The organism is Novosphingobium sp. PC22D (assembly GCF_002556635.1).
GTDB lineage: Bacteria > Pseudomonadota > Alphaproteobacteria > Sphingomonadales > Sphingomonadaceae > Novosphingobium.
On the sequence record NZ_MWMO01000014.1, the window covers coordinates 41,645 to 68,348 of the forward strand.

29 protein-coding genes are annotated in these 26,704 nt (G+C 67.2%); 13 read left to right on the top strand and 16 right to left on the bottom strand.

The genetic code is table 11. The features are described from left to right. Positions 1–36: 36 nt before the first annotated feature. On the bottom strand, positions 37–1,266 hold the full coding sequence (gene tyrS, locus B2G71_RS17990; RefSeq protein ID WP_098108100.1) for a tyrosine--tRNA ligase: 1,230 nt from the start codon (positions 1,264–1,266) through the stop codon (positions 37–39). A 46-nt stretch (positions 1,267–1,312) separates the two neighbouring features. On the opposite strand from tyrS, the gene B2G71_RS17995 reads away from it, so the two are divergent. Both B2G71_RS17995 and B2G71_RS18000 read left to right on the top strand, forming a co-directional pair. Further along, complete coding sequence (locus B2G71_RS17995) at positions 1,313–1,852, top strand: DOMON-like domain-containing protein (protein ID WP_098108101.1); 540 nt, start codon at positions 1,313–1,315, stop codon at positions 1,850–1,852. Then, a complete protein-coding gene (locus B2G71_RS18000; protein ID WP_098108102.1) occupies positions 1,849–3,048 on the top strand; it encodes a DUF1343 domain-containing protein in 1,200 nt (399 codons plus the stop codon). The genes B2G71_RS17995 and B2G71_RS18000 overlap by 4 nt, the downstream gene beginning before the upstream one ends. A 28-nt stretch (positions 3,049–3,076) precedes the next feature. On the opposite strand, the gene B2G71_RS18005 is transcribed toward B2G71_RS18000, so the two are convergent. Further along, positions 3,077–3,643 carry a hypothetical protein gene (locus B2G71_RS18005; protein ID WP_141521606.1) on the bottom strand — a complete coding sequence of 189 codons (567 nt, stop codon included), beginning with the start codon at positions 3,641–3,643 and terminating at the stop codon, positions 3,077–3,079. A gap of 191 nt (positions 3,644–3,834) precedes the next feature. Next, a complete protein-coding gene (locus B2G71_RS18010) occupies positions 3,835–5,016 on the bottom strand; it encodes a VWA domain-containing protein (RefSeq protein ID WP_098108104.1) in 1,182 nt (393 codons plus the stop codon). A 94-nt stretch (positions 5,017–5,110) separates the two neighbouring features. On the opposite strand from B2G71_RS18010, the gene B2G71_RS18015 reads away from it, so the two are divergent. Continuing rightward, positions 5,111–6,253: an aspartyl/asparaginyl beta-hydroxylase domain-containing protein gene (locus B2G71_RS18015; protein WP_098108105.1), complete on the top strand. Its 1,143-nt coding sequence runs from the start codon at positions 5,111–5,113 to the stop codon at positions 6,251–6,253. A 7-nt stretch (positions 6,254–6,260) separates the two neighbouring features. Here the strand turns inward: B2G71_RS18015 and B2G71_RS18020 are convergent, their stop codons facing one another. The 3 genes from B2G71_RS18020 to B2G71_RS18030 are packed head-to-tail and all read right to left on the bottom strand — an operon-like array spanning position 6,261 to position 7,965. Continuing rightward, on the bottom strand, positions 6,261–6,689 hold the full coding sequence (locus B2G71_RS18020) for a GFA family protein (protein WP_098108106.1): 429 nt from the start codon (positions 6,687–6,689) through the stop codon (positions 6,261–6,263). Positions 6,690–6,691: 2 nt separating this feature from the next. Further along, complete coding sequence (locus tag B2G71_RS18025) at positions 6,692–7,117, bottom strand: GFA family protein (RefSeq protein ID WP_206049451.1); 426 nt, start codon at positions 7,115–7,117, stop codon at positions 6,692–6,694. 2 nt (positions 7,118–7,119) lie between these two features. Continuing rightward, positions 7,120–7,965, bottom strand: a complete 846-nt coding sequence (locus B2G71_RS18030; RefSeq protein WP_098108108.1) for a MoxR family ATPase — start codon at positions 7,963–7,965, stop codon at positions 7,120–7,122. A 129-nt stretch (positions 7,966–8,094) separates the two neighbouring features. Here B2G71_RS18030 and B2G71_RS18035 point away from each other — a divergent pair, with 129 nt between their 5' ends. Continuing rightward, positions 8,095–9,336: a glycosyltransferase family 87 protein gene (locus tag B2G71_RS18035; RefSeq protein WP_240530215.1), complete on the top strand. Its 1,242-nt coding sequence runs from the start codon at positions 8,095–8,097 to the stop codon at positions 9,334–9,336. On the opposite strand, the gene B2G71_RS18040 is transcribed toward B2G71_RS18035, so the two are convergent. After that, positions 9,289–9,987 (bottom strand): hypothetical protein, encoded by a 699-nt coding sequence (locus B2G71_RS18040; protein WP_206049449.1) that lies wholly within the window; start codon positions 9,985–9,987, stop codon positions 9,289–9,291. The two genes, B2G71_RS18035 and B2G71_RS18040, sit on opposite strands and share 48 nt — an antisense overlap. Positions 9,988–10,100: 113 nt before the next feature. Here B2G71_RS18040 and B2G71_RS18045 point away from each other — a divergent pair, with 113 nt between their 5' ends. Next, positions 10,101–10,814, top strand: a complete 714-nt coding sequence (locus B2G71_RS18045) for an NYN domain-containing protein (RefSeq protein WP_098108109.1) — start codon at positions 10,101–10,103, stop codon at positions 10,812–10,814. Between the two features lie 351 nt (positions 10,815–11,165). On the opposite strand, the gene parE is transcribed toward B2G71_RS18045, so the two are convergent. Then, positions 11,166–13,172: a DNA topoisomerase IV subunit B gene (gene parE / locus B2G71_RS18050; protein ID WP_098108110.1), complete on the bottom strand. Its 2,007-nt coding sequence runs from the start codon at positions 13,170–13,172 to the stop codon at positions 11,166–11,168. Between the two features lie 57 nt (positions 13,173–13,229). Continuing rightward, positions 13,230–14,420, bottom strand: a complete 1,191-nt coding sequence (locus B2G71_RS18055) for a penicillin-binding protein activator (RefSeq protein WP_240530216.1) — start codon at positions 14,418–14,420, stop codon at positions 13,230–13,232. 11 nt (positions 14,421–14,431) lie between these two features. Here B2G71_RS18055 and rsmI point away from each other — a divergent pair, with 11 nt between their 5' ends. The 4 genes from rsmI (at position 14,432) to B2G71_RS18075 (ending at position 17,356) form a co-directional block, all read left to right on the top strand. Further along, positions 14,432–15,259: a 16S rRNA (cytidine(1402)-2'-O)-methyltransferase gene (gene rsmI / locus B2G71_RS18060; RefSeq protein ID WP_098108111.1), complete on the top strand. Its 828-nt coding sequence runs from the start codon at positions 14,432–14,434 to the stop codon at positions 15,257–15,259. Further along, on the top strand, positions 15,256–15,618 hold the full coding sequence (locus tag B2G71_RS18065; RefSeq protein WP_098108112.1) for a YraN family protein: 363 nt from the start codon (positions 15,256–15,258) through the stop codon (positions 15,616–15,618). The genes rsmI and B2G71_RS18065 overlap by 4 nt, the downstream gene beginning before the upstream one ends. A 150-nt stretch (positions 15,619–15,768) precedes the next feature. After that, on the top strand, positions 15,769–16,740 hold the full coding sequence (gshB, locus tag B2G71_RS18070) for a glutathione synthase (RefSeq protein ID WP_098108113.1): 972 nt from the start codon (positions 15,769–15,771) through the stop codon (positions 16,738–16,740). Between the two features lie 16 nt (positions 16,741–16,756). After that, positions 16,757–17,356 carry a DedA family protein gene (locus B2G71_RS18075; protein WP_098108114.1) on the top strand — a complete coding sequence of 200 codons (600 nt, stop codon included), beginning with the start codon at positions 16,757–16,759 and terminating at the stop codon, positions 17,354–17,356. 10 nt (positions 17,357–17,366) lie between these two features. Here B2G71_RS18075 and B2G71_RS18080 read toward each other — a convergent pair whose 3' ends face one another. From B2G71_RS18080 to rph, 4 genes are all read right to left on the bottom strand, one after another. Next, on the bottom strand, positions 17,367–18,263 hold the full coding sequence (locus B2G71_RS18080) for a tyrosine recombinase XerC (protein ID WP_098108115.1): 897 nt from the start codon (positions 18,261–18,263) through the stop codon (positions 17,367–17,369). Further along, positions 18,260–19,429, bottom strand: a complete 1,170-nt coding sequence (gene hemW, locus B2G71_RS18085; RefSeq protein ID WP_098108116.1) for a radical SAM family heme chaperone HemW — start codon at positions 19,427–19,429, stop codon at positions 18,260–18,262. Before hemW ends, B2G71_RS18080 begins: the two co-directional genes overlap by 4 nt. Before the next feature lie 90 nt (positions 19,430–19,519). Continuing rightward, entirely contained in the window at positions 19,520–20,143 is a 624-nt protein-coding gene (rdgB, locus tag B2G71_RS18090) for an RdgB/HAM1 family non-canonical purine NTP pyrophosphatase (protein ID WP_098108117.1), read from the bottom strand. Further along, the gene (rph, locus tag B2G71_RS18095; RefSeq protein WP_098108118.1) at positions 20,140–20,856 is read right to left on the bottom strand and encodes a ribonuclease PH; all 717 of its coding nucleotides are present in this window, start codon (positions 20,854–20,856) and stop codon (positions 20,140–20,142) included. The genes rdgB and rph overlap by 4 nt, the downstream gene beginning before the upstream one ends. A gap of 82 nt (positions 20,857–20,938) precedes the next feature. Between rph and hrcA the strand changes: the two genes are divergently transcribed. Together hrcA and grpE are read left to right on the top strand one after the other, a co-directional pair. Continuing rightward, entirely contained in the window at positions 20,939–21,982 is a 1,044-nt protein-coding gene (gene hrcA, locus B2G71_RS18100; protein ID WP_098108119.1) for a heat-inducible transcriptional repressor HrcA, read from the top strand. 16 nt (positions 21,983–21,998) lie between these two features. After that, a complete protein-coding gene (grpE, locus tag B2G71_RS18105; protein WP_098108120.1) occupies positions 21,999–22,571 on the top strand; it encodes a nucleotide exchange factor GrpE in 573 nt (190 codons plus the stop codon). Here grpE and B2G71_RS18110 read toward each other — a convergent pair. Continuing rightward, entirely contained in the window at positions 22,516–23,127 is a 612-nt protein-coding gene (locus B2G71_RS18110; RefSeq protein ID WP_168176407.1) for a hypothetical protein, read from the bottom strand. The two genes, grpE and B2G71_RS18110, sit on opposite strands and share 56 nt — an antisense overlap. A 59-nt stretch (positions 23,128–23,186) precedes the next feature. Here B2G71_RS18110 and B2G71_RS18115 point away from each other — a divergent pair, with 59 nt between their 5' ends. After that, positions 23,187–23,450 (top strand): glycine zipper domain-containing protein, encoded by a 264-nt coding sequence (locus B2G71_RS18115; RefSeq protein ID WP_098108122.1) that lies wholly within the window; start codon positions 23,187–23,189, stop codon positions 23,448–23,450. 100 nt (positions 23,451–23,550) lie between these two features. Here the strand turns inward: B2G71_RS18115 and B2G71_RS18120 are convergent, their stop codons facing one another. Next, complete coding sequence (locus B2G71_RS18120; protein WP_240530217.1) at positions 23,551–23,982, bottom strand: vgr related protein; 432 nt, start codon at positions 23,980–23,982, stop codon at positions 23,551–23,553. Between the two features lie 68 nt (positions 23,983–24,050). Next, positions 24,051–24,581 (bottom strand): copper chaperone PCu(A)C, encoded by a 531-nt coding sequence (locus tag B2G71_RS18125; RefSeq protein ID WP_098108124.1) that lies wholly within the window; start codon positions 24,579–24,581, stop codon positions 24,051–24,053. Between the two features lie 191 nt (positions 24,582–24,772). On the opposite strand from B2G71_RS18125, the gene dnaK reads away from it, so the two are divergent. Further along, a complete protein-coding gene (gene dnaK, locus B2G71_RS18130; protein WP_098108125.1) occupies positions 24,773–26,692 on the top strand; it encodes a molecular chaperone DnaK in 1,920 nt (639 codons plus the stop codon). Positions 26,693–26,704 lie beyond the last annotated feature (12 nt).

A 26,704-nucleotide genomic window follows, 5' to 3' on the forward strand; every position in this document is an offset into this window, starting at 1 on the left:
CGGCAAAAAAATGCCGGGTCTGCCCGGAGCGATTGGTTATCCGGCCTGCAGCACGCCGTGCTTCTTCTTGCCCAGGCTGATCTTGGCGCTCTGCCCGGCGGTGATATCGATCAGATAGCTCGGATCGGTGATCACGATATCATCGATTCGCACCGCGCCTTCCGCCACCTTGCGCTTGGCTTCGCCGTTCGAGGCGGTGAAGCCGATCTCGGTGCAGGCCGCGACGATGCGGATGCCGCCCGGCGGCACGGTGAGCACCGGAAGGTCCTCGCCAAGACCGCCGCCGGCGAAGGTCGCGCGGGCGGTCTGCTCGGCGCCGCGCGCGGCGTCATCGCCCCGGCACAGACGCGTGACCTCGTTGGCGAGCACGACCTTGGCATCATTGATCTCGGCGCCTTCGAGCGCTTCGAGTCGGGCGATCTCGTCGAGCGGCAAGTCGGTGAAAAGACGCAGGAAACGGCCGACGTCGCGGTCATCGCAATTGCGCCAGTACTGCCAGAAATCGTAGGCCGGAAGCTGGTCCTCGTTGAGCCAGACGGCGCCATTCGCGGTCTTGCCCATCTTCGCCCCGTCGGCGGTGGTGAGCAGCGGGGTGGTGACGCCGAACAACTCGGCGCCGTCCATCCGGCGACCCAGCTCGATGCCGTTGACGATGTTGCCCCATTGGTCCGATCCGCCCATCTGCAACCGGCAGCCGTGCCGCTGCGACAGCTCGCGGAAGTCGTAGGCCTGGAGGATCATGTAATTGAATTCGAGGAAAGTCAGCGGCTGCTCGCGATCGAGCCTCAGCTTGACCGAATCGAAAGTTAGCATGCGGTTGACGGTGAAGTGCGGCCCCACCTCTCGCAGCAGTTCGATGTAGCCCAGTTGCGAGAGCCACTCGGCGTTGTCGATCATGACCGCGCCGGTCTCGCTATCGTCGAAGTCGAGCAGGCGCGCGAAGACGGTGCGGATCGATGCGATGTTGGCCGCGATCACTTCGGGCGTCATCAGCTTGCGGCTCTCGTCCTTGCCCGAGGGATCGCCGATAATGCCGGTGCCCCCGCCCATCACCGCGATCGGCTTGTGTCCGGCCTGCTGGAGCCGGCGCAGGAGCATGATTTGCACAAGACTGCCGACGTGGAGCGATGGCGCGGTCGGATCGAAGCCGATATAGCCGGGCACGATCTGCTTGCTCGCCAGCGCATCGAGCCCCTTGGCATCGGTGAGCTGGTGGATGTAGCCGCGCTCGTCGAGCAGGCGGAGCAGGGTGGAATCGTAAGTCATGGCAGCCTTCCTGAGCGAAGCGCGCGCCTAGCATGGAGAAACCGGCTTGCAAACGCAGAGCCTGCATCATCATCCCGCATTTCCGCCGCGTTCGGTGACTTCGGTCTCGGCGCGGATCACGCCCGAGGCCGAATGGATACGCCTGCGCTGGCGCATCGACGGCGCGCGCGACCTGGTGGTTCCGGCCTTCGCGGGCAAGGGCCGCGCGGACAATCTCTGGCGGACGACCTGCTTCGAGCTGTTCCTGCGCGCGCCCGGCGCTTCGGCCTACGTCGAGGTCAACTTGTCGCCCTCGGAGCGCTGGGCGATCTACGACTTCAGCGGCTATCGCGAGGGCATGGCCGAGCGCGCCTCGCCGCGCGAGCCGACCTGCGCGATGCGCAAGGGCGAGGCCATGGCGATCTTCGACGCCGCCGTGCCCGCCGCCGCGCTGCCACCGCTCCCGTGGGAGTGCCAGATGACCGCGGTGATCGAGGAAACGGGCGGGATCAAGAGCTTCTGGGCGCTCGGACGTGCCGACGACAAGCCGGACTTCCACGATCCGGCTTGCTTCACCTGGACGGTTGGGGCACCGGAAGAAGCATGAAATTCGGTATCGATCGGCTCCTTGGCGAGTCTGAATTGCGCGCTCCGCTCGAAGGCAAGCGCGTCGCCCTCGTCGCCCATCCGGCCTCGGTCACCGACCGCCTCGAACACAGCCTCGACGCGCTGATCGCCGCTGGGCTCAACGTGAGTTCCGCGTTCGGCCCGCAGCATGGGATCAAGGGCGACAAGCAGGACAACATGGTCGAGACCGCCGACGAGACCGATCCGGTCTACGGCATCCCCCTATTCAGCCTCTACGGCGAAGTGCGGCGGCCATCCGGTCAGATGATGTCGAGCGCGGATGTCTTCCTGTTCGACCTGCAGGACCTGGGTTGCCGCATCTACACCTTCGTGACGACACTGCTCTATCTGCTCGAGGAAGCGGCCAAGCACGGCAAGAGCGTTTGGGTGCTCGACAGGCCCAATCCCGCCGGACGCCCGGCCGAGGGAACGCTGCTGCAACCCGGACAGGAAAGCTTCGTCGGCGCGGGCCCCATGCCCATGCGGCACGGGCTGACGCTGGGCGAAATGGGGCGCTGGTTCATTCGCCATCTCGGTCTCGATGTCGACTATCGGGTGATCGCGATGGAGGGCTGGCGGCCCGGCGAGCGTCCGGGATACGGGTGGCCGGGCGAGCGCGTGTGGATCAATCCGAGCCCGAACGCCGCCAATCTCAACATGGCGCGCGCCTATGCCGGGACGGTCATGCTCGAAGGCACGACGCTGAGCGAGGGCAGGGGCACGACCCGCCCGCTCGAAGTGCTGTTCGGCGCGCCGGACATCGATGCGCTCAAGGTGCGCAAGACGCTCGATGAGATCGCCGGTCCCTGGACGCGCGGTTGCGCGATCCGCGAGTGCTGGTTCACGCCGACCTTCCACAAGCATGCCGGCGAGCTATGCCACGCGCTGATGATACACGCAGAGGGCCGCTTCTACGATCACGCGGCCTTCAACCCCTGGCGGCTTCAGGCTGCGACTTTCAAGGCGATCCGGCAGCTCTATCCGGACTACGAGATCTGGCGCGATTTTCCCTACGAGTACGAGTTCGAGCGGCGTGCGATCGACGTCATCAACGGCGGTCCCGGATTGCGTGAATGGGTCGACGATCCGCAGGCCCAGATGGGCGATCTCGATGCCATGGCCCTGCGCGACGAGACGGCCTGGAGCGAGGACGTGCGCGACCTGCTGCTCTATTGACCCTCCAGCCGTATCGGACGCCGGGTTTCTAGCGCTGCATGTTCCCGATCATCCGGTCGAGCGTGCGCTGCATCGTCGCGACGTCCTCGCGCAAGCGGATGAGGTTTTGGCGGCTCGCCTCGTCGGGGCTGAGCGCGGCCGGGCCGCGCACCCGCTCCACGATCGCACCGAACCATGCGCGCAGGCGCACCGTTATCGGCGTATCGGGGCCGATGAGCGAGCGATTGCGCGGCAAGGGCGCTGCGTCCTGCGTGCCGTCGTCCTGCCAGGGCGGGCTCGCGGATTGGCCCGACCCTGCGGCCACCTTCGGCGCATAGGTTTGTTCGGAGGACTGTTGGTTGTGTTGAGCCGAAGCGATGGCCTGCGCGGCGCGTTCGGCCCGCGCCCGTTCGCGCAGCGCCTTGCGGCGCGTCCGGCGATTATCGACGGCTCCGGTCACCAGCGGTTCCGATTGCTCGGGGAGCGGAACTCCGCGCAACTCGTTCGTCTGGCCGCGCGGCGGCGTGGTTGGCAGATTAGGCGGCGGAGGCAGGCAAATGACATCCTGCCGGGACGTGCGGTTGTGCTTGCGGCGACGCGAACGGCTCTTCCCCATGATCGTATCCTCCTGCTCTTGTGGTTATCGTCCTTCTTCCCGTTCGGTCCGCCCCGGCATGGCGCGTAGCCAGCCGGCATCCGAGTTAATGCCTGTCAACTCACAGTCATAACGGCGCGCCTGCGACTCGCGAATACGCGGGATCGCCCCGGCGCGCCGGTTTTCCACACTTTTACAATAGGTAGGAGTGCTTAGCTCTTCTTACGCGTGAGCTCGCGCATGGCGCCATCGAGGCCGTCCAGCGTTAGCGGGAACATCGCGTCGTGCATCAGTTCGCGGATCAGGCGGGTCGATGTCGAATAGTCCCACTGGCGCTCCGGCGTGGGATTGAGCCAGACCGTGGCCGGATAAGTCTGCCGCACGCGCTGAAGCCAGGTCGCGCCCGACTCCTCGTTCATGTGCTCGACCGAGCCGCCCGGGTGCGAGATCTCGTAGGGGCTCATCGCCGCATCGCCGACGAAGATCACCTTGTAGTCGTGCCCGTACTTGTGGAGCACGTCCCAGGTCTTGGTGCGCTGCGACCAGCGGCGGCGGTTGTCCTTCCACACGCCTTCATAGAGGCAGTTGTGGAAATAGAAGAACTCGAGGTTCTTGAACTCGGCGGTGGCGGCGCTGAACAGCTCCTCCACCAGCTTGATGAACGGGTCCATCGAGCCGCCGACGTCGAGGAACAGCAGCACCTTGACCGCGTTGTGCCGCTCGGGCCGCATCCGGATGTCGAGCCAGCCCTGCTTGGCGGTGCCCTCGATCGTCGCGTCGAGATCGAGCTCCTCGGCCGAGCCCTCGCGCGCGAAGCGGCGCAGGCGGCGCAGCGCGACCTTGATGTTGCGCGTGCCCAGGTCCCTGGTGTTGTCGAGATTGGCGAACTCGCGCTTTTCCCAGACCTTGATCGCGCGCCCGTGCTTGCCTTCGCCGCCGATGCGCACGCCTTCGGAGTTGTAGCCCGAATGGCCGAACGGCGAGGTGCCGTTGGTGCCGATCCACTTGTTGCCGCCCTGGTGGCGCTTTTCCTGCTCCTCGAGCCGCTGCTTGAGCGTCTCCATGATCTCGTCCCACGAGCCGAGCGACTTGATCTGCTCCATCTCCTCCTCGGAGAAATAGCGCTCGGCCAGCTTCTTGAGCCAGTCCTCCGGGATCTCGACGGGGGCCTGACCGTAGTCGGTGAGCACGCCCTTGAAGACCTTCTGGAACACCTGGTCGAAGCGGTCGAGCAGGCCCTCGTCCTTCACGAAGGTGGCGCGGCTGAGATAATAGAACGCTTCGGGCGTTTGCTCGATCACCTGCTTGTCGAGCGCCTCGAGCAGGACGAGGTGCTCCTTGAAACTGGCGGGGATTCCGGCCGCGCGAAGCTCGTCGACGAAGTTGAAGAACATGGCGGCAAGGCTAATCCAGCCCGTCGCCCACTTCAAACGCAATCGATGCGTGGCGGGCGATTGAGGGTGCGCGGCCCCCGGCTATAACGCCACGATGACCCTCACAGCGAATCAGGCGGCGCAGCTTCGCGAAGACGCCCAGCGCGCGCTGCAGCGCCGCGACGGCCGGGCCGCGCTCGCCGCGCTCGACCAGTTGCCCGACGCGCCCGAACTGACGCGTGCACAGGCGCACCTGATGCTCGGCGATCTCGCGGGCGGTGAAGCCGCGATCGACCGATTGCTCGCCGCCGAACCGCGCAACATCTGGGGCCTCATCATCAAGGGCGACTGCCGGGCGCAGCAGAGCGACAGCCGCGCCGCGACCGCCTTCTTCAAGGCCGCGCTCGATGCCGCCGCGCGGCTGCCTTCGCGCACGCCGGATCTCGAGACCGCGCTGGGCCGGGTGCAGCAGCGCCTCGCCAGCCTCGCCAACCGCTTCGAAGACGATCTGCGCGCACGGCTCGCCGAAGCGGGCGTGGGCGAAAGCGGTGCGAGCCCGCGCATCGCCGAAGCGCTCGACATTCTCACCGGCCGCCGCGAGGTCTTCTTCCAACAGCCGCAGAGCTTCTTCTATCCCGGCCTGCCGCAGATCCAGTTCTACGAACGCGAGCAGTTCGACTGGATTGCCGAATTGGAAAGCCGCACCGCGGCGATTCGCGGCGAACTCGAAGCGGTTCTCGCGCAGGATGGCGAGACGTTTCGTCCCTACGTCGAGAGCGATCCGAGCCGCCCCGCCAAGCAGAACGCGATGGTCGGCGATCCGCGCTGGGGCGCGTACTACTTGTGGAAGGCCGGTAAGCCCGTCGCCGAGCATGCCGTGGAGTGTCCCGCGACCATGGCCGCCCTCGAAAGGCCGCCGGTGCCGGTCATCGCGGGGCGATCGCCGCTCGCGCTGTTCTCGATGCTGCGCCCGGGCATGCATATTTCGCCGCACACCGGCTTTCTCAACACGCGGCTGATCTGCCACTTGCCGCTGATCGCGCCGCCCGGTTGCACGCTGCGCGTCGGCAACGAAACGCGGGCGTGGGACGAGGGCAGGGCGCTGATCTTCGATGACAGCATCGAGCACGAGGCGTGGAACCGCTCGGACCAGACCCGCGTCGTCCTGCTGTTCGAGATCTGGCGCCCCGAGATCGGCGAGGCCGATCGCGCCGCTCTGACCGTGATGTTCGAGTATATCTCCGCCTACGCCCACTGAGGCGGGATCAGGTCGCGGTCCCCGGCGCCGGTGGCTGGCGCGCGAACCGTTCGAGCGCGGGGTCGAGCAGGGCCCACGCAGGCGCCTCGTCGGTCCAGATGATCGAGGTCGGCGCCAGCTCGGCGGCCTCGTCGAGCACACCCAGGCGCACCACGCAGGCGATCGAGCGGGCCGAGTTCCTGCCGAGCAAGTGCGTTCCGCAGTTGGGGCAGAACCCCTGGCCGATCACGTTGCCGCTCTGTGCCTCATACTCCCACCAATGGATTTCGCCTCGCGTCGCCAGCTTGTCGGTCATGACGAGCGCGTTGCTGGTCGCCGAGCCGCCGGCGATCCGCTGGCACTGCCTGCACCAGCACTGGCGGACCCAGACCGGCTCCGCTTCGATCGAGAGCGTCACCGCCCCGCAGTTGCATCGGCCGTGATAGGGCGCGGGCATGGTCAGCCGGCCTCGACCAGCGGGCTGTCGGGACCACGGCCGTGGTGCGGCAGGCCGGGATCGAGGCAGGCCCACGAGGGCGCGCTCGAAACCCAGATCAGCGAGCTCGGCGCGATCAGTTCGGGGTCGTCGAGCGTTCCCGCGCGCACCCGCATCGGCATGCCCGAAGGCTCGACCGTCTTGCTGTAGAGCTGCGCCCCGCATTCCGGGCAGAATCCGCGTTCGACGGTGTTGCCGCTGTCGGCGGTCATGCGCAGTGTCGAAATTGCGCCCGAATAGACGACCGCCTCCTCGGCGAAGAGCACGTTGACCGTGGCCGAACCGCTGGCGATCCGCTGGCAGTCACGGCACCAGCACGCGCGCGCGCCCGAGGGCTCGGCGGTGACGGTAAAGCGGACCTGCCCGCACAGGCACTGGCCGGTGTGCACGGTCAATTGCCCCGCCGCGCCATGAAGGCGAGCCGCTCGAACAGCATGACGTCCTGCTCGTTCTTGAGCAGCGCGCCGTGGAGCGGCGGGATCGCCTTGGACGGGTCCTGATTCTGCAGCACGTCGAGCGGCATGTCCTCGTTCATCAGCAGCTTGAGCCAGTCGAGCAGCTCGCTGGTCGAGGGCTTCTTCTTGAGGCCGGGCACGTCGCGCAGTTCGTAGAAGATCTCCATCGCCTTGGTCACGAGCGTCTTCTGGATGCCGGGGAAGTGCACGTCGATGATCGCCTGCATCGTCTCGCGATCGGGAAACTTGATGTAGTGGAAGAAGCAGCGGCGCAGAAAGGCGTCGGGCAGCTCCTTCTCGTTGTTCGAGGTGATGACGACGATCGGACGTTCCTTGGCCTCGATGCGCTCCTGCGTCTCGTAGACGTCGAAGCTCATGCGATCGAGTTCCTGCAGCAGGTCGTTGGGAAACTCGATATCGGCCTTGTCGATCTCGTCGATCAGGAGGACGGGAAGCTGCGGCGCGGTGAAGGCCTCCCACAGCTTGCCCTTCTTGATGTAGTTGCGGATGTCGTGGACCCGTTCGTCGCCGAGCTGGCCGTCACGCAGCCGCGCGACCGCGTCGTATTCGTAGAGGCCCTGGTGCGCCTTGGTGGTCGACTTGACGTTCCATTCGATCAGCGGGGCGTTCACCGCCTTGGCGATCTCGTGCGCGAGCACGGTCTTGCCGGTGCCGGGTTCACCCTTCACCAGCAGCGGTCGGCGCAACAGCACCGCGGCGTTGACCGCGACCTTGAGGTCCTCGGTGGCGACGTAGTTGCTGGTGCCTTCGAAACGCTGCATGAAATGGTCCTGCCCGATTGATCGTTGGCGCGAACCTATGTTGTGCGTCGCAGCGAAGCAAGCACGGCGGACGGTCGCGCGGGGACTGTTCATGGTTTCGCGGGCGCGATGGACAGGGCGCGGGGTGGCATGCACAAGCCCTTCATGGCGATGGATTTCCTCAAGACGGCGCGCTGGCTTAACCGGGGCCGGGTGGCCGGCTATCTCGTGCTGCTCGCGCTGCTCAATGCGGCGACGCTGGTATTCCTCGTCGTCACCGCGAGGAACGGCGTCGATCGCAACGGCTTCCTCCTCGGCACCGATTTCCTCAGCTTCTGGACCTCGGGCCGGATGCTGGCGGACGGCGCTTCGGTTTATGACCAGGCGGCGCATATTGCCGCACAGCAGACCTACTGGGTGCAGCAGGACGAAGCCTTCACCGCGTTCTTCTATCCGCCCTCGTTCCTGCCGTTCTGCTATCCGCTCGGACTCGCGCCCTACTTCGTCTCATTGGCGCTCTGGCTGCTCGCGACGGGCGCGTTCTACGTCTGGACCGGCTCGCGGTGGCTGCGCGAATTCGCGCTGGACCGGCCCTCGCGCTGGATCCTGCTCGCCGGGTTTCCGCCGGTCCTCATCACGATCACGCATGGACAGACCTCGTTTCTGGTGGCTGGCCTGCTCGGCCTGGCGACGCTCTGGGTGCCGCGCAGGCCGATCGCCGCGGGCGTGTTGTTTGGGCTCGCGACGATCAAACCGCAGTTCGGCCTGCTGATCCCGCTCGCGCTGCTGCTCACCGGCGAGTGGCGCGTGATCGCGGCGGCGGTGGCATCGGCGCTGGTGCTGGCGCTGGTCTCGACGCTGGCGTTCGGGCTCGAGACCTGGAGCGCCTGGGCGGCGGTCAGTTCCTCCGCGCAGGCGGCGATGAGCGAAGGGGCGGTCGGCTTCGCCAAGATGATGAGCGTGTTCGCGGGGGCGCGACTGCTCGGCCTGCCGGTAAGCGCCGCCTATGCGCTGCAAGCGGTGACGAGCCTCGCGGTGGCCGGGGTAGTCGCCTGCGTCGCGTGGAAAGCGCGATGGCGCCACGGGCTCGGCGCGGCGGTGCTGGCGGGCGCGCCGCTCGCGACGCCGTTCGTGCTCGATTACGACTTGGTTCTGCTCGCCTTTCCGCTGATCTGGCTGGCGACGCGCGAGGATCGGCTGCCCTGGGAGCGGATCGCGATGTTGCTCACCTTCGCCGGCGCCGCCTTCGCTCGCCCGCTGGCGATGAACCTCGGCGTGCCGATCATGCCGATGATCCTCGCCCTGTTCTTCGCGGTCGTGGCGCGCCGCGCGCTCGCGCGCGGGTCAGAACCGCGCGAACAGGTTGGGATGACGGTCGACGAAGCGGCGTAGCCAGTGGTCGGTGCGCTCGTGCCGGGCACGGCGCATGTAGCGCCAGCCCGCCAGCGCCATGACCAGCGCGCCCAGCGTATCGACGATGAGGTCCCACATCGTGTCGGTGAGCCCGGAGGGATCGCCCCACATCGCCTTCTGCATGTCGGTGCCCGCGAGCTGATCCATCGTGAACTCGAAGATTTCCCACACCGCGCCGAGGCTGACCGCAAAGTGAAAAGCGAACAGCGCGACGAAGCTGGGCGGCATGCGCATGTCGACCAGTTCGTTCTCGTTGAGCACGTAGACCACGAGAAAGCCGAGCAGTCCGAGCAGGATCCCAGAGGTGCCGTGCAGCGCCAGGTCCCACCACCAGATGCGATGATAGAAGTCCCGCACCTCGCCAAGGAACAGCGTCGCGAACAGGAACAGGACGACGAAGATCTGGATTTCCGACGGGATCTGGATCGGCATCCTCGCCGGAAACAGCGCCGGAAACGCGATCATCGCCATCAGCAGGATCGTCACGAAAACGTGCATCCACTGCTGCGAGAAGCACAGCGCCACCGCCTCGGCCCCCATCACGAATTCGAGCACGGCCAGCAGCAACAGGTGCAGTCGGCTCGGAAGGAGCGTGCCGTGCCTGCCGTCCGGGTCTTCGCCTTGCGCCATTGCCTTGCCTTTTCACGATCTGCCGCCATCTCTCGGGGAACCGCGGCGCGGGTCATGCGCTACGACAGCCAGGGCCGCATGGCAAAGTCGCATTCCGGGGGAAGGGGTTCCACATGGCCGAAAAGGTTCGGCAAAATCGCAACATCGCGCTGCTCATCGACGCGGACAACGCATCTCCCGCCAGTCTCGAGGCGGCGCTCACCATTCTGGGCGATCTCGGCACCGTCAACGTCCGCCGGATCTATGGCAACTGGGCCAAGCCGGGGCTCAAGGGCTGGTCCAAGATCGTCCACCGCCACGCGATCGAGCCGCAGCAGCAGTTCGATCTGACCAAGGGCAAGAACGCCACCGACATGAAGATGACGATTGACGCCATGGATCTGCTCTACGGCGGCCATGTCGACGGCTTCGGCCTGATGACGAGCGATTCGGATTTCATGCCGCTCGCCATGCGCATTCGCCAGAACGGCACGCCGGTCTACGGCTTCGGCACCGACCGGACGCCCGAGGCGTTCCGGCAGGCCTGTACCCGCTTCATCGATATCGACTCGATCTATGAGGACGAGAACCGGCCCGATTCCAGGCCTTCGCCCAAGCCCGCGGTCGATGACGAAATGATCAAGCTGCTCGGCGACGCCTGGCGCGCCAGCAAGCGCGACGACGAGGGCTATGCCAGCCTTTCCGAAGTCGGCCAGCGCGTGGCCAACCGCTCGAGCTTCGATGCCAGGAGCTACGGCTTCTCGCGGCTCTCGGAACTGGTGCAGAGCCTCCCCAACTTCGCGACGCAAAAGCGCGAGAGCGGATTGTTCGTGAAGCGGCTGCGATAGCACGCTGGCATGAACCAGCGACTGTCGCGCCATGCGGTGATCGATCGAAACGGTTCGACAGGCTGGGTGAACGGACGCCCGAGCGGAATTGGCATGCGTTCGGCCAAGTGTCCACTTTCGGCAAACTTCTTAAGAGCCTGGAACGCCGCGAATGTCTTGGAAAACGGACAAGCGGCAAGCACCTCCACCCGCTCAGCCTGAGCTTGTCGAAGGCTCCGCGCTGAGGCCTTCGACAAGCTCAGGCTGAGCGGAGGTTGGGACTTTGCTCCGACCGCTTAGTCGTCGTGCCCGGAAAGTGCGCTTCCGAAGTAAATTGGCAAATTGCTGCCCGTCGAACAGGCCGACGTGCAATCACGCATCAATCATATCCGGATCGAGTTCACCGGCGCGGTTCTGGATGAACATGAAGCGGTGCTCGGGGTTGCGGCCCATGAGGCGGTCGACGAGGTCCTTCACCGCGGCGCGGCCTTCGTATTCGGGGGGCAGGGTGATCCGCACGAGCGAGCGGGTTTCGGGATTCATCGTGGTTTCGCGCAATTGCTGCGGGTTCATCTCGCCCAGGCCCTTGAAGCGCCCGACTTCGACCTTCTTGCCCTTGAACTGCGTCGCTTCCAGCTCGGCGCGGTGGGCGTCGTCGCGGGCATAGGCGGAGGTCGAGCCGGCGGTGAGGCGATAGAGCGGCGGCTGCGCGAGGTATAGGTGCCCCTTGCGCACGATCTCGGGCATCTCCTGGAAGAAGAACGTCATCAGCAGCGTGGCGATATGCGCGCCGTCGACGTCGGCGTCGGTCATGATGATGATGCGGTCGTAGCGCAGGTTGTCGGGGTTGCAGTCCTTACGGATGCCGCAGCCCAGCGCGAGCTGGAGGTCTGCGATTTCCTGATTGCCGCGAATCTTGTCGGCGCTGGCGCTGGCGACGTTGAGGATCTTGCCGCGGATCGGCAGGATCGCCTGGGTCTTGCGGTCGCGCGCCTGCTTGGCCGAGCCGCCCGCGCTGTCACCCTCGACGATGAACAACTCGGTCTCGCCGTCGCCTTCGCCCGAGCAGTCGGTGAGCTTTCCGGGCAGGCGCAGCTTCTTGGCGTTGGTCGCGGTCTTGCGTTTGACGTCGCGCTCGGCCTTGCGGCGCAGGCGCTCTTCCATCCGCTCCATGACGTGGCCGAGCAGGGCCTTGCCGCGCTCCATGTTGTCGGTGAGGAAGTGGTCGAAGTGGTCGCGCACCGCGTTCTCGACGAGCCGCGCGGCCTCGGGCGAGGTCAGCCGGTCCTTGGTCTGCGACTGGAACTGCGGGTCGCGGATGAAGACCGAGAGCATGATCTCGCTGCCCACGAGCATATCGTCCGGCGTGATGTCCTTGGACTTCTTCTGGCCGACGAGATCGCCGAAGGCGCGGATGCCCTTGGTCAGCGCGGCGCGCAGACCCTGCTCGTGCGTGCCGCCGTCGGGTGTCGGGATGGTGTTGCAGTACCAGGAATAGGCGCCGTCCGAATAGAGCGGCCAGGCGACGGCCCATTCGACGCGGCCCTGCTCCTGCCCGCCCTCACCGGCGGGAAAGGCCTGGGTCCCGGAAAAGAACTGGCTGGTCACGCATTCGCGCGCGCCGACCTGCTCTGCCAGGTGATCGGCCAGACCGCCGGGGAACTGGAACACCGCTTCGGCGGGAACTTCCTCGCTCGCCAGTTCGGGGGAGCACTTCCAGCGGATCTCGACGCCGGCGAAGAGATAGGCCTTGGAGCGCACCAGCTTGAATAGGCGCAGCGGCTTGAACTTCTGTTCGCCGAAGATCTCGGTGTCGGGAATGAACGAGACGCTGGTGCCGCGCCGGTTGGGCGCGGCGCCGATCTTCTGGAGGCCGCCCTGCGGCAGCCCGCGCGAGAATTCCTGCGCGTAAAGCTCCTTGTTGCGCGCCACCTCGATGCGCGTCAGCGTCGAGAGCGCGTTGACCACCGAGACACCGACGCCGTGCAGGCCACCCGAGGTCGCGTAGGCCTTGCCGGAGAACTTGCCGCCCGAGTGAAGCGTGGTGAGGATCACCTCGAGCGCCGACTTGCCGGGATATTTGGGGTGCTCGTCGACCGGAATGCCGCGCCCGTTGTCGACGATCGTCAGCCGGCCCGCCGCGCCCGGCTCGGCCTCGAGCGTGACTTCGATGCGGTTGGCGTGGCCGGCCACCGCCTCGTCCATCGCGTTGTCGAGCACTTCGGCGGCGAGGTGGTGGAGCGCGCGCTCGTCCGTCCCGCCGATGTACATGCCCGGCCGCCGCCGCACCGGCTCCAGCCCCTCGAGCACCTCGATCGCAGAACCATCGTAGGATTCCCCGCCCGGGGAGGGGAGCTTGTCAAACAGGTCGTCGGCCATGCCCAAGCCTATACCTGCGTGCGAATCCGCCGTGCAAGCGCGGGTTTTCGCTTATCCTCAGCGGCCGAACTTGGCGGGAGCGGGACTGACGACGGTGGTTCCGCCCGCTGTCACCTCGCGCACTTCGAAGGCGCGCTCGATCTTGCCGTCGCGGGAAAAGCGGAACGGCCCGTCGAGGCCGAGGAACCCGCCGGGATCGAGCAGGCTGCGCACCGGGAATACCGTTCCGGGCTTCCAGCTCTTCGCCACCCGCAGCGAAAGCAGCACGGCGTCGTAGCCGAGCGTCGCGATGCGGTAGGGCTGCGCGCCGAAGCGCGAGCGATAGCTCTTGGTGAAACGGGCGAAGTTCTGGTCGCTGACCGCCGCGAACCAGGCGCCGCGCAGCGCCGGCGAGGCGGCGACGTCCTTTTCGCCGCTCCACAGCTCGGTGCCGAGAATGCGCGGGCCGGCTTCTCCGGCAGGCTTGAGCTGGGGGGCGGCGCGCGCGGCGAGGCTGCCCCCGTCGGCGATCAGCACGCCGCCGTAGCCGCCCTTTTCGGCGAGCCGCTTGGCGGCGCTGACGATCGAGGTGTTGGATCGGTCGTAGGCCTCCATCGCCACCACGCTGCCCCCGCCGGCGCGGACCGAGGCCATCAGCGCGTCGGAAGCGCGCTGGCCGTATTCGCCGCGCGGCACGAGCGCGCCGAAGGCACGAACGCCCGTGCCGATCGCGTAGTCGATCGTGCGGGCGACCGACTGGCCCGGCAAGTTGCCCATGATGAACACGTCGCGCGCCGAAGCGGTTTCGTCGTTGGAGAACGAGATCAGCGGCACGTCGGCCGGGCGCGCCGCGGCGACCACGGCGGGAATGTCGCTCGAAAGCAGCGGGCCGAGGATCAGCTTGTTGCCGTCGGAAACCGCGCGCCGCGCGGCCTCGCCGGGATTGGCGCTGGTGTCGTAGGTCGTGACGCGCAGGTTCTGCGCGTTGGTATCGAGCACCGCCATCGTCGCGGCGTTGGCCAGTGACTGGCCGACCGCCGCGTTCGCGCCGCTCAGCGGCACGAGCAGGGCGACGCGGTGGCGCTCGGTATCGGTGGGCAGATCGGTCGGGGGGGGCGTCGGCGCGGGCGGCGGTGCCCGATCGACCGGGCCGGACTTGGGGATCACGCTACAGGCGCCCAGCAGGGCAAGCGCGCCTACCGCCATCAGCTTGCGCCGTTCAAGCCGCTTTCCGAACATCACTTGCCGCTCCCAGTCAAAATGCGCCATGGCATGAGGCCATGGACGAGCACCTTTCGCCGGGCCTCTACTTGGTGGCAACCCCTCTTGGCAATCTTGGCGACATCACGCGCCGGGCCGTGGAGATTTTGCAGCAGGTATCGATAGTTGCATGCGAGGACACGCGTGTGACGGGCCGCCTGCTGCATCATCTCGGCATCGACGCGAGGATGGTGCGCTATGACGATCACGCCTCGCCGGCCGACCGCGACCGTTTGCTCGAGACGATGCGCGGCGCGCCGGTCGCCCTGGTCAGCGACGCGGGGACCCCGCTGGTCTCCGACCCCGGCTACCGCCTGGTGCGGGCGGCGCGCGAGGCCGGGATCTACGTCACCGGCATTCCGGGGCCGAGCGCGGCGGTGCTGGCGCTCACGCTCTCGGGGCTGCCCAACGACCGGTTCCTCTTTGCCGGATTCCTCCCGGTGAAAGCCAAGGCGCGCGGCGACGTGCTGGCCGAACTCGGCGGGGTGCCGGCGACGCTGATTTTCTACGAGACCGCGCCGCGCCTGCTCGCCGCGCTCGCGGCGATCGCAGAGGTCTTGCCTGGTCGGGACGTCGTGGTGGCGCGCGAATTGACCAAGAAGTTCGAGGAGTGCCGCAAGGGCCCGCCTGCCGACCTGATCGCGCATTACGAGGCGCATCCGCCCAAGGGCGAGATCGTGCTGCTGGTCGCCCCTCCGTCCGACCAGCCTTCGGCCGAGGTCGACGTCGACGCCTTGCTGCGCGCGGCGCTGGCGGAGGCGAAACCGTCGCAGGCCGCCGCCTCGGTGGCGAAGGCGACGGGGCTCGAGCGCAAGACGCTCTACGCCCGGGCGCTCGACCTCAAATGACCAAGGCGCGGCGCCGGGCCGAAGCGCGGGGGCGGCGCGGCGAGACGCTGGCGGCATGGTTCCTGCGTCTTCAGGGCTGGCGCGTGCTCGGCCGCCGGGTGCGCACGCCGCGCGGCGAAGTCGATCTTGTGGTGCGGCGCGGACGCACCGTTTGCTTCGTTGAGGTCAAGTGGCGCCGCGACCCGACCTCGCGCGACCTGGCGATCGATTCGCGGCGCTTGCGGCGGGTGGAATCGGCGGTGGAGGTGATCGCGGCCCGCTATGCCAGGCCCGGCGACAGTGTCAGGATCGATGTCCTGCTGCTGTCGCCGGGGCGCTGGCCACGCCGCATCGAGAACGCGTCTCAATTCGGCGCATGACTCATGCGCGGGGGGACACGCGGCGGGGCGGGCCGCGAGGAAGGACGCATGGGTCGGCGGACTCGGTGACTGTCCGACCCGAAAGCTATCGCGATCTCGCGCGAATCCGATTAAGCGGCCCTCGGGCGAAACCCTCGGACGGGAATTGAGATGAAATTACGCATCGCGGTCCAGATGGACCCACTGGAAACGATCAATATCGCCGGCGATTCCTCGTTCGCGCTGATGCTCGCGGCGCAGGCACGCGGGCACGAGGTGTTTCACTACGACGTCCGCTCGCTCGCCTACGACACCTCGATCGGGGCGGCAGGCGCGCTCACCGCCTGGGCCGCGCCCGTGACTCTGCAGCGCGAGGAGGGCGACCACTTCACGCGTGGCGACTACCGCATCGTCGATCTCGCGCACGACATCGACGTGGTGCTGATGCGACAGGACCCTCCGTTCGACCTGGGCTACATAACCGGCACGCACCTGCTCGAACGGCTTGCCGGACGCACGCTGGTGGTCAACGACCCGGTCTCGGTGCGCAATGCGCCGGAGAAGGTCTTCGTGCTCGATTTCGCGCAGTTCATGCCGCCGACCTTCATTGCCCGAAGGATCGATGACGTGCGCCGATTCCATGCCGCGCATCCCGGCGAACTCGTGGTCAAGCCGCTCCACGGCAACGGCGGCAAGGCGGTGTTTCGCGTGCCCGCCGACGGATCGAACCTCGGCGCGCTGACCGAACTGTTCGGTCAGGTCTGGCCCGAGCCGTTCATGGTCCAGCCCTTCCTTCCCTCGGTCTCCGAGGGCGACAAGCGCATCGTGCTGGTCGACGGCGAATTTGCCGGCGCGATCAACCGCAAGCCGGGCGAGGGCGAGTTCCGTTCCAACCTCGCGGTCGGGGGCTATGCCGAGGCGGCAACGCTCACTTCACGCGAAGAGGAGATCTGTTCGACGCTCGGTCCGGAACTCAAGGCCCGGGGCCTCGTTTTCGTCGGTATCGACGTAATAGGCGGCCAATGGCTTACCGAAATCAACGTGACCTCGCCCACGGGCATCGTCGCGATAGACAAGTTCAACGGCACCGACACGGGTGCCGCGATCCTCGAGGCGATCGAGCGGCGCCACGCCGCGATGTGACCGGCGGGGCCGCCTGATGGACGGCCTCGTCATCCGATTCATCGAGATGGGCGGCTACTGGGGCATCGCGTTCCTGATGGCGCTGGAAAACATCTTCCCGCCGATCCCGTCCGAACTCATCATGGGCATCGGCGGGATCTCGGTGGCACGCGGCAACATGGATATCGTGCCTTTGCTCATCGCCGGAACCATCGGCGCGACGCTGGGCAACTACGTCCTGTTCCTCGCCGGAGACCGCCTGGGCTATGAGCGGCTGCATCCGCTGATCGACCGCTGGGGCCGCTGGCTGACGATGACCTGGGAGGATGTCGAGGGCGCAGGCCGATTCTTCCGCAAGCACGGCCAGTGGGTCGTATTCCTCATGCGTTTCATGCCGCTGTTCCGCACGATCGTGTCGATCCCTGCAGGCCTCGCGCACATGAACCACGTCCAGTTCCTCACCTATACCGCGCTGGGCTCGGCGATCTGGAACATCGCGCTGATCAAGGCGGGCGAGTGGCTCGGCGGGCAGTTCGCCGAGGCCGAGAAGTGGCTGGGCTGGGCGACCGTGGCGGTCGCGGTCGGGGCACTCGCCTGGTATCTGTGGCGCGTGATCCGCTGGCGCCCGGCGAACTGAGGCGCGCGTATCAGTCCGCCTCGCGCGGGTGCGCGCTGCGATAGACGTCGAGCAGCGTCGCCGCGTCCACCTTGGTGTAGATCTGCGTCGATCCCAGGCTGGCGTGACCCAGCAGTTCCTGCAGGCTGCGCAAGTCCGCGCCCGCGCCGAGCAGGTGCGTCGCGAAGGAGTGTCGCAACGCATGCGGAGTGGCGCTTTCGGGCAGGCCGAGCATCACCCGCGCCCGCGCCATCGCGCGCTGGACCATGCCTTGCGACAACGCGCCGCCCTTGGCGCCGCGGAACAGCGCCTTGTCGGGTTCGAGCGGCCAGGGGCACTTGGTGACATAGTCGGAAACCGCCTCGCGCACGACCGGCAGCACCGGAACCGCGCGCTGCTTGCCGCCCTTGCCGGTCACGACCAGCGTCTCGCCGATCGGATGTGCGCGGCCCTTGAGCGAAAGCGCCTCGGCAATGCGCATTCCCGCGCCGTAGAGCAGGAACAGCACCGCCCGGTCGCGCGCGCCGATCCAGGGCTCGCTGGCATCCTCGCCAACCGCGAGCATGAGGTTGACCGCCTCGTCGGGCGTCACCGGGCGCGGCAGCCCTTTCTTGACGCGCGGACCGCGCAGGCGCGGCCGGCTCTCGGCATCGCGCCCCGCCTGTTCGCGCGCGAAGGCAAGGAAGCCCTTGAGCGCGGACAGTTCGCGCGCCGCCGAGACGTTGCCGATCCCCTCGCCGCGCCGGGTGGCGAGCTGCCGGCGCAAGTCGCCCGTACCGAGCCGGGCCAGCGCGTTCCAGTCGGTCTCGCCCAGCGCATCGAGGAGGCGCGCGGCGGTCGCGACATAAGCGCGCACCGTGTGCGGGCTGCGGCGGCGCCCCTGCGCCAGATGCGCGCCCCAGGCTTCGAGAATGTCTGCCCGCGTCATGCCGCGAGCAGGTCGGCGGGGACCAGTTCGCCGAGCAGTGCGTCGAGCAGCGGCATGCCCGCCCCGGTCACGCCGAGCCGCGAGCCCTCGCGCCAGATCAGTCCCCGCGCGGCGTAGAACGCGGCCTTGTCCCCGTCGACGAGCGCGGTGGACGCCACGCCGAGGCGGAGGGCGAGACGGTCGAGATCGACGCCTTCGGCAAGCCGCAGGCCCATCAGCATGGCTTCGGAGGCCTGTTCGCGGGGATGCAGCGGTCGCGTCTTGCTGGTGCCGTGGCCACTCGCGGCGATTGCCTCGAGCCAGTTCTCGGGCTTGCGGTGGCGCTGCGTGGCGAGGCCGCCGCGGCGTCCGTGCGCGCCGGGTCCGATCCCGAAATAGTCGTGATAGCGCCAGTAGGTGAGGTTGTGCCGGCTCTCCTCGCCCGGGCGCGCATGGTTGCTGATCTCGTAGGCGGGCAGCCCCGCTTCGGCGGTGACCGCGCGGGTCAGGTCGAACAGGTCGGCGGCGGCATCGTCGTCGAGCGGCGCGAGCGCGCCCGTACGCGCCAGCGTGGCGAAGCGGGTCCCCGGCTCGATGGTGAGCTGGTAAAGCGAAAGGTGCCCCGTGCCGAACCCCAGCGCGCGGTGGAGCTGGGCTTCCCAGTCGGCGGAGGACTGGCTTGGAAGCGCATAGATCAGATCGAACGAGACCCGCGCGAAGTGGCGCTGCGCCACCTCGAGCGCGGCAAGTCCTTCGGCGGCGTCGTGCACCCGGCCGAGAAAGCGCAGCGCCGCGTCATCGAGCGACTGGAGCCCGAGCGAGACGCGATTGACCCCGGCGCTCGCCAGCGCGGCGTAGTTCGCCGCCTCGACCGAGGAGGGATTGCCCTCCAGCGTGATCTCGATGCCCGGCGCGAACCCCCAGAGCCGCTCGGCCTCGGCAAGCAGTCCGGCGACGAGGGCAGGGGGCATGAGCGAGGGCGTGCCGCCGCCGAAGAACACCGAGCCGAGCGGCGCGCCGTCCGATAGGGCGGCTTCGTGGCGCATGTCCGCGATCAGCGCGTCGCGCCAGCGCGCATGATCGACGCTCTCGCGCACATGGCTGTTGAAGTCGCAGTAGGGGCACTTCGCCAGGCAGAACGGCCAGTGGATATAGAGGGCGCCCCGGGGCGGCGATTCGCGTGTCATCGCGGCCTTATGCCCGATCGCAGATCGCGCGGGAAATCGGCGCGGATCGACAAGCCGTGCGGGCCTGCGGCGGCGTGCCCGGCGAAGCGGTCAGAAATTCGCGGCGACGAGCTTGGCGAAGGCGTCGGCGCGGTGGCTCATCGCCTGCTTCTCGGCCGGGTCGAGCTCGGCGAAGGTGACGTCGCGGCCCCTGGGGACGAACACGGGATCGTAGCCGAAGCCCATCGTCCCGCGCGGCGGCCAGGAGAAGGTGCCGTCGATCCGCCCCTCGTAGACCGCCTCGTCGCCCTCGGGCCAGGCGATCGCGAGAACGCAGGAGAACCAGCACGAGCGGTCGGTCTGCGGCCCAAGCTCGCACAGCATGCCCTCGACCTTGCCCATCGCCATGTACCAGTCGCGCCCCTGCGGCCCCTCGAACCATTGCCGCTCGGCCCAGTCGGCGGTGTAGACCCCCGGCCGGCCGTCGAGCGCCGCGACCGAGAGGCCGCTGTCGTCCGCAAGCGCCGGAAGCTGCGAGGCCTTCGCCGCCGCGTGCGCCTTGATCAGCGCGTTCTCGACGAAGGTCGTGCCGGTCTCGGCGGGCTCGGGCAGGCCGAGCGCGCCCGCCGAGAGACACTCGATCCCGTAGGGCGCGAGCAAGGCGCCGATTTCGCGCAGCTTGCCCGCGTTGTGCGTGGCGATGACCAGCTTGCCGCCGCCGAGCCGCCGTGTCACTGGCCCACCGCCTTGGCCTGCTCCGCGAAGATCTTCTCGCAGCCGATGCGCGCGAGCCGCAGCAGGCGCAGCAGGTTCTCCTCGTCGTATGGCGCGCCCTCGGCGGTGGCCTGCGCCTCGGCGATCAGGCCGCCCTCGATCAGCACGAAGTTGGCATCGGCATCCGCCGAGCTGTCCTCGATGTAGTCGAGATCGAGCACCGGGGTGCCCTCGTGGATGCCACAGGAGATGGCGGCGACGCGGCCCGAAAGCGGGTCGTCCTTGATCTTCCCCTCCGCGATCAGCTTGTCGACCGCGAGGCGCAGCGCGATCCATGCGCCAGAAATCGAGGCGGTGCGAGTGCCGCCGTCGGCCTGGATCACGTCGCAGTCGAGCACGATCTGGCGTTCGCCCAGCTTCTTCATGTCGCAGACCGCTCGCAGCGAGCGGCCGATCAGGCGCTGGATCTCCTGAGTGCGGCCCGACTGCTTGCCCTTGGCCGCCTCACGGCTGCCGCGCGTATGCGTGGCCCGCGGCAGCATCGAGTATTCCGCGGTAACCCAGCCTTCGCCCTTGCCGCGCAGGAAAGGCGGTACCTTCTCCTCGACGGACGCGGTGACGAGCACGCGCGTTTCGCCGAAGGAGATCAGCACCGATCCCTCGGCGTGCTTGGTGAAGCCGGTCTGGATTTCGATGGCGCGCATTTCGTCAGGCGCGCGGCCGGAAGGTCGCATGGGCAATACTCGTTGTGGATGTCGCGCGGCTCCTTCGCGCATTGCTCTTGAGGCTGCAAGACCGATGCTTAAATTGGCGGGCATGGCGAGCCTCCCGATTTCAGACCTCAACGATCGCGCTCGCGAAGTCTTCCGGCTCGTGGTCGAGGGCTATCTCAGCACTGGGCAGCCGGTCGGCTCGAAGGCGCTCGCGGGCGGGGGCGGGCTCAATCTTTCGCCCGCCTCGATCCGCTCCGTGCTCGCGGACCTTGAACGTATCGGCCTGCTCGCGGCGCCGCATACCAGCGCCGGGCGGATGCCGACCGAGTCCGGCCTCCGACTCTTCGTCGATGGAATGATGCAGGTGGCCGAGCCCACCAAGGAAGAGCGCGCGGTCATCGAAAGCCGCCTGTCGGAGCCCGGCCCCATCGAGGCGGCGCTCGAAGCGACCAGCGCGATCCTGTCCGATCTTTCGGCCTGCGCGGGCGTCGTGATGGTGCCCCGGCGCGAATCGCGCATCTCGCAGCTCTCGCTCGTGCCGATCTCGGACAACCGGGTGCTCGCGGTGCTGGTCGGGTCGGACGGGTCGGTGGAAAACCGGATCGTCGAACTCTCCGGCCCGCCGCGTTCCGGCGCGCTCGAGGAAGCCTCGAACTACATCACCGCCCATCTTTCCGGCAAGACGCTGGTCGAGGCCGCGCGGGCGATGCACGCGGATCTCACCTCGGGCCGCTCGGCGCTGGACTCGGCGAGCAGCGATCTCGTCGCGCGCGGCCTCGCGGTGTGGAGCGAGGACGCGGCCAATCGCCCCGTGCTGATCGTGCGCGGGCAGGCCAACCTGCTCGACGAATCGGCGATTTCAGACATCGAGCGCGTACGCTCGCTGATCGAGGATCTCGAAAGCAAGCAGTCGATCGCGGAACTGCTCGACCTCGCGCGCGAGGCCCGTTCGGCGCGGATATTCATCGGATCGGAGAACCGCCTCTTCGCGCTTTCGGGCTCGTCGGTGATCGCCTCGCCGTTCCACGACCGCAACGGCAGCGTCGTCGGCGTGGTGGGGGTTATCGGGCCGACGCGGTTGAATTATGCGCGAGTCGTCCCCATGGTGGACTACACCGCCCAGAGCCTGGGCAAGCTCATTGGATAGCTGGAATTCGCAGGAAATGACCGAAAACAAGACGCAGCCGCAGGACGATCCGGCGGTCGCCGAGGAATTGAAGGGCGTCCCCGAGGATCTCATCGAGGAAACCACCACCGCCGAGATCGGCGGCGAGCTCGAGCGCCTCAAGGAAGAACTCGAGAAAACGAAGCAGGACGTGCTCTACGCACGCGCCGAAACGCAGAACGTGCGTCGCCGCCTCGAGAAGGACATCGCCGATGCGCGCACCTATGCCGCGACCGGCTTCGCGCGTGATATCCTCTCGGTCGCCGACAATCTCTCCCGGGCGCTGACCGCGATTCCCGACGAGATGCGCGAGGACGAGAAGATGAAGGGCCTCGTCGCCGGGATCGAGGCGACGGGACGCGAGATCGACAAGGTGTTCGGCACGCACGGCATCAGCCGCATCGCCGCGATGGGCCTGCCGCTCGATCCGAACCAGCACCAGGCGATGCTCGAAGTCCCCTCAGCCGATGCCGAACCGGGAACCGTCGTCCAGGAACTGCAGGCGGGCTACATGATCAAGGACCGCCTGCTGCGCCCGGCGATGGTCGCGGTGGCGAAGAAGCCCGACTGACAGAGGCGACGTCCCTGAGCTTGGCGGCGATGGCCTCGACCGTCGCCGTCAGCTCGCCGAACTGCCTGTAGTTGAGCAACCGGAACGTGGGATAGGGGTGCCAAAGCACGGCCGCGTTCGCGAACCGAGCATGCACGTCCCCGTCGATCGTGACGATTTCCATCCGGGCATGCACGATGTCGGCGCGGACGCAGAGCAGCGGCCGCAACTTCTCGAGCTCTCCATCGACCGTCTTCTTGGCGTTATTCGAGTAGGTCGGGTCCGGCTTGAGCTTCGCGAGCGCTTCCACTTTCGCGCCCAGCGGCACGGTCAGGTTGCTCTCGCCGGTTCGCGCCATGATCATGACGACCGCCGCCTCCGCTCCGGCGAAAGCATCGAGGCAGCGGCTTCGCGCGCGGTGGAACGCGTCGATTCCCGGTCCCGGCGGCGAAGGCTTGATGGTGGAAACGGCGTTCATGATCGTCCGGGAGAATGGGCCTATAATTGTTCGTAAACCGTAAATCGCGCGACGTCTCGCCCCGGGGGAAAGACGAACGATGCATCGCATCTGGAACAATCTGCTGGATCGAAGCGTTCCGCCGGGGAGAGAGCCACCTGATTCGACGGAGATTTTCAATGCGTAAGCTCATCGTTCCCACACTCGCCGCCGGAGCCCTCGCGCTGGGTGGCTGTGCGAGCAACTATTCGGGCGAAGGCGCCCTTGCCGGCGGCGCGCTCGGCGCGGGTGTTGGCGCGGTGACGGGTGGCGATGTCGGCACCGGCGCGGCGATCGGCGCCGCGGCGGGTGCCGCGGTCGGCTCGCAGGTCAAGAAGGACAAGTATGGCGGCTGCTACCGCTACGACCGTCGCGGCGACCGCTACTACGATCGCGACTGCTGATAACGCCTGGCCGTTACGGTCAGTATTTCAGAGGCGCGTCCTTGCCGGCCGGCGGGGCGCGCCTTTCCTGTTGGGGCGGCTCCTCGTCAGCACGGCACGGTCAGCGCGGCGGCCCGAACGGGATGATGCCGCGATAGCTTCCGCGCGGCGGCGCGCCGGGCAGGTGCAGCCCCCGATCGAGCAGGAAGACGTGCCGCACGATCTCGGCCTGCTGCTCGATGCCGTAACGTTCGAGCCGCCAGCCCGGCCGCAGCGCATAGTCATAGCGGCAGAAAGGGTGGCGCATGACCGGCAGATACCAGCGGCCGCGCTGCTGGGACTGCCAGACGTGAGTCATCTCGTGGACGAACAGTCCCTGACGGCTGATCGAGGCCTTGCTGAAATCGTCGCAGTAAAGCTCGGTGCGCGGGTGGAAGTGGACATGCCCGGTCGGCGCCATCAGCGTGCTCACCGGCTGAAAGGGAAACCAGCGCCGTCGCTTCATCCGCACCGGCGCATAGTCAATCGCCTCGCCGAAAACCGAGCGCAGCAATTCGGTTTCGCCCGGCGTCAGCGGCCGTTCGCCGCCTGCGGGGCAAGCGTGGACGGTTGCGGGCCGGCTCAGTGCTCGCCCTCATGGTCCATGCCCGCCATGCCGCCGGACATCCCCGAGCCCATCGCTTCGATCGGGACCGGCACCGAAAGCTTGTCGCCGCCCTCGAAGGTGATCGTCATTTCGGTCGTGCCGCCCGCCGCCAGCGCCTCGCCGATGTCGAAGGCCATGACATGCAGGCCGCCGGGCGCGAAGGTGACGTCACCACCGGCAGCGACCGGGACCGTCTCGACCGACGCCATCTGGCCGCCTTCGGTCCGGTGCATCTCCGTCTTGCCGACCCCGTCGATGTGGATCGCGGCGATCGAGGTCGGCTTGCCGCTGCCGTTGTGAAGGCTGAAATAGACGACGCCGGGGCGGCCCGGAACCGCCGGCAGAACCAGGCGGCCCTCGCTTGCCGAAAGGCCGGGCTTGGCGTCGGGCTCGGCGGTGAAGGCTCCGCTCTCGGCCGGTTCGGGGCTCTTGGCCTCCTGACACGCGCCAAGCGCCGCAAGCGCGGCGGCAAGAATAAGCGCGGAGCCTGTGCCGGACCGGATCATGTCGGAAATCCTCTCTTCTGCATTGCCGGAAATTGGCGTGTGTAATGCCGTCAGGCGGCTCTTGTGCCAAGCAAAACCACACCTATATCGCCCCTCGACGACTTGGAACGTCATCGAGCCGCCAAGCCGCCTTGCCGAGTTGCGGGAGGCGATCCGCGCGGTGTCACCAACTGACGTGAGGAATGGGGATAATGGCAAAAGTAATCGGTATCGACCTCGGCACGACCAATAGCTGCGTGGCCGTCATGGACGGCGGCAAGCCCAAGGTCATCGAGAACGCGGAAGGCGCGCGCACGACGCCTTCGATCGTCGCCTTTACGAAGGACGGCGAGCGTCTGATCGGCCAGCCGGCCAAGCGCCAGGCGGTCACGAATCCGGACAACACGATTTTCGCGGTGAAGCGCCTCATCGGCCGCCGCTTCGACGATCCCATGACCAAGAAGGACATGGAACTCGTCCCTTACACGATCGCCAAGGGCAAGAACGGCGACGCCTGGGTCAACGCCGGGGGCGAGGATTACAGCCCCTCGCAGATCAGCGCGTTCATCCTGCAGAAGATGAAGGAAACCGCCGAGAGCTATCTCGGCGAATCCGTCTCGCAGGCCGTGATCACCGTGCCCGCCTACTTCAACGACGCCCAGCGCCAGGCGACCAAGGACGCCGGCCAGATCGCGGGCCTCGAAGTGCTGCGCATCATCAACGAGCCGACCGCGGCCGCGCTCGCCTATGGCCTCGAGAAGAACGACGGCAAGACCATCGCGGTCTACGACCTCGGCGGCGGCACCTTCGACATCTCGATCCTCGAGATCGGCGATGGCGTGTTCGAGGTGAAGTCGACCAACGGCGACACCTTCCTGGGCGGCGAGGACTTCGACACCAAGCTGGTTGAATGGCTCGCGGACAAGTTCAAGGCGAAGGAGAACATGGACCTTCGCAGCGACAAGCTTGCCCTGCAGCGCCTCAAGGAAGCGGCCGAGAAGGCCAAGATCGAGCTGTCGAGCACCGCTTCGACCGAGATCAACCTGCCCTTCATCACCGCGCGCATGGAAGGCGGCAGCACCACGCCGCTGCACCTCGTCGAGACCGTGACTCGCGCCGACCTCGAAAAGATGGTCGCCGACCTGATCAAGCGCACGATCGAGCCCTGCAAGAAGGCGCTCGCCGACGCGGGCGTTTCGGCCGGCGAGATCGACGAAGTCGTGCTCGTGGGCGGCATGACCCGCATGCCCAAGGTCCGTGAGACGGTGAAGGACTTCTTCGGCAAGGAGCCGCACACCGGCGTGAACCCGGACGAAGTCGTCGCCATGGGCGCGGCGATCCAGGCGGGCGTGCTTCAGGGCGACGTCAAGGACGTGCTGCTGCTCGACGTGACCCCGCTTTCGCTGGGCATCGAGACGCTGGGCGGCATCATGACCAAGATGATCGACCGCAACACCACGATCCCGACGAAGAAGAGCCAGGTCTACTCGACCGCCGAGGACAACCAGCAGGCGGTGACGATCCGCGTGTTCCAGGGCGAGCGCGAAATGGCGCAGGACAACAAGCTGCTCGGCCAGTTCGACCTCGTCGGCATTCCGCCGGCGCGACGCGGCGTGCCGCAGATCGAGGTGACCTTCGACATCGACGCCAACGGCATCGTCAACGTCTCGGCCAAGGACAAGGGCACCGGCAAGGAGCAGCAGATCCGCATCCAGGCTTCGGGCGGTCTTTCGGAAACCGACATCGACCAGATGGTCAAGGATGCCGAGAAGTTCGCCGATGAAGACAAGAAGCGGCGCGAGGCGGCCGAGGCCAGGAACAACGCCGACAGCCTCGTCCATGCCACCGAGCAGCAGCTTGCCGAGCATGGCGAGAAGATCGACGCATCGCTCAAGTCCGAGGTCGAGGCCGCGATCGCCGCGACCAAGACCGCGCTCGAGAGCGAGGACAGCGCCGAGATCACCGCCAAGTCGCAGGCCCTGACCGAAGTCGCGATGAAGATGGGTCAGGCCATCTACGAGAAGGAGCAGGCCGCGGCCGGATCGCCGGAAGGCGAAGCGGCGGGCACCTCGGGCGGCGACGAGGATGTCGTCGATGCCGAGTTCTCCGAAGTCGACGACAGCAAGAACTGATCGACCTGATGA